Genomic DNA, 1,943 nt, shown 5'->3' with positions numbered 1-1,943 from the left:
GCGTGGTGGTCTTGCCCGAGCCGGTCGGGCCGGTGACCAGCACCATGCCGCTGGGGCGGGCGATCGCGCGGCGCAGGGCCGCATTGACGGCCGGCGGCAGGTTGACCTTGTCGAGCGAMAGCAGGCCACCGCTCTGGCTGAGCAGTCGCATCACGACCGATTCGCCGTACTGCGTCGGCATGGTCGAGATCCGCACGTCGACCGAGCCGTTGCGCAGCTTGACGTTGAAGCGGCCGTCCTGCGGCAGGCGCTTCTCGGAAATGTCCAGGCCCGACATCAGCTTCAGGCGCAGCGCTACGGCGGTGGCGATCTTCGGGTCGGCTTCGGTCTGCACATGCAGCACGCCGTCGATACGGAAGCGGATGCGCAGCGTGCGCTCCTGCGGCTCGATGTGGATGTCCGAGGCGCGCACACGCAGCGCCTCTTCGAACACCGAGTGCAGCAGCTTCACGACCGGTGCGTCTTCGGTGGTCGCGGTCGACAGACCCAGCAGGTCGCCGAACTCCTGCGTCACGTTGGCCAGGTCGGCCTGCAGGGCCTGGGCGTGGCCGGCGATTTCTTCGGTGCTGTGGTAGCTGCGGTCCAGCGCCGCGAGCAGCTGGCTCTCGGCGGCCACCGCGAGGTCGATCTCGCGCTTGAGCAGGCGGTTCAGTTCGTCCCAGGCCGCCATGTCGGTCGGGTCGGCCATCGCCACGCGCAAGCCGGCCGGAGTTTCTTCCAGCGGCAGCGCGCGCATGCGCCGGGCCTGGCCTTCGGGCAGCAGGCGGGCGATCTCGGGCCGGATCATGCGGCCGGTCAGCTCGACGAACGGGGCGCGCAACTGGCGCGCCACGGCCTTGGCGATCTGGACTTCGGTGACGAAGCCCGAGTCGATGAAGATGCGGCCCAGCTTGCGGCCGGACTGCTTCTGTTCGGCGAGTGCCGTCATCAGCTGCTCTTGCGAGATCAGCTGTTCCTGGATCAGCAGGTCGCCAAGTCGGATGCGTTCGGGGCGGGCCATCGGTGTCGCGTCTCGGGGATGGTCAGCGGGTCAGCGTGCTGTCGAGCTTCAGGCCCGAACCGGGGATCGACACCCGGCTCGTGGCGCTGGAGTCGATGCGGGCAGTCGGCGTGCCGGCACCCATCTGGGCGGTCGGCGCATCGGGCCAATTGGCACCGTCGCCTTGAATAACAGTCGGCTTGATCAGGATCACCAGCTCGCGCTTGGAGTTGAGCGTGCTGGTCTGGCGGAACAGGCCGCCAACCAGCGGCGCTTCGGACAGGCCGGGCACGCCGCTGCGGGTGTCGTTGGCGGTCTGCACCATCAGGCCGCCGATCGCGACGATCTGGCCGTCGCCGATGCGCACGATGCTGTCGCTTTCGTTGACCGTGCTGGCGGCCAGCGGCAGGCGGTAGTTGCCGAGCGAGCCGAGGTCGATGGCCTTGACCTTTTCGGTCACGTTGCTGATGGCCGGGTGCACGTGCAGCATCACGACGCCTTCGCTGTCGATCTGTGGCGTCACATCCAGCACGATGCCGGAGAAGAAGGGCGTCAGCGTCAACGTCGGCGACGAGACCGCGCTGTTGCCGCTGGTGGTGGTGCTGCTCGACACGCCAGTGACGAACATCTCGTCGCTACCGACCTTCAGCACGGCCTTCTGGTTGTTCAAGGTCGCGATGCGCGGGCTGGACAGCACCGACACGTCGCCCTGCGTTTGCAGGAAGTTGATCAGCGCCGAGAAGTTGGGTGATTGCAGAGCCAGGCCATAGAAGCCCCGGCCAGTGACTGCGGTCGAGATGTTGCTGGCGGGCGTGCTGGCGACATCGGCGTTGCCGATCGCGCCGGTGGTGCCCAGCACGGTGCCTGCGCCCACGATGCCGAACGAGCCGGCCAGCTTGTCGCCCAGAATGCGGCCGAAGCCACCCCAGTTGATGCCGGCCTGCGCGTCTTTCGACAGCAAGAC

2 protein-coding genes are annotated in these 1,943 nt (G+C 67.7%); both read right to left on the bottom strand.

What is annotated here, in order from left to right; genetic code table 11:
• On the bottom strand, positions 1–1,000 hold a 1,000-nt coding region (locus tag AC1DYI_RS34115; RefSeq protein WP_477208538.1), incomplete at its 3' end, for a GspE/PulE family protein.
• Between the two features lie 22 nt (positions 1,001–1,022).
• On the bottom strand, positions 1,023–1,943 hold a 921-nt coding region (locus AC1DYI_RS34110), incomplete at its 5' end, for a type II secretion system protein GspD (protein ID WP_477208537.1).

The organism is Ideonella sp. P3_A4 (genome assembly GCF_056403075.1).
This window is presented reverse-complemented; position numbering and strand designations above follow the sequence as displayed.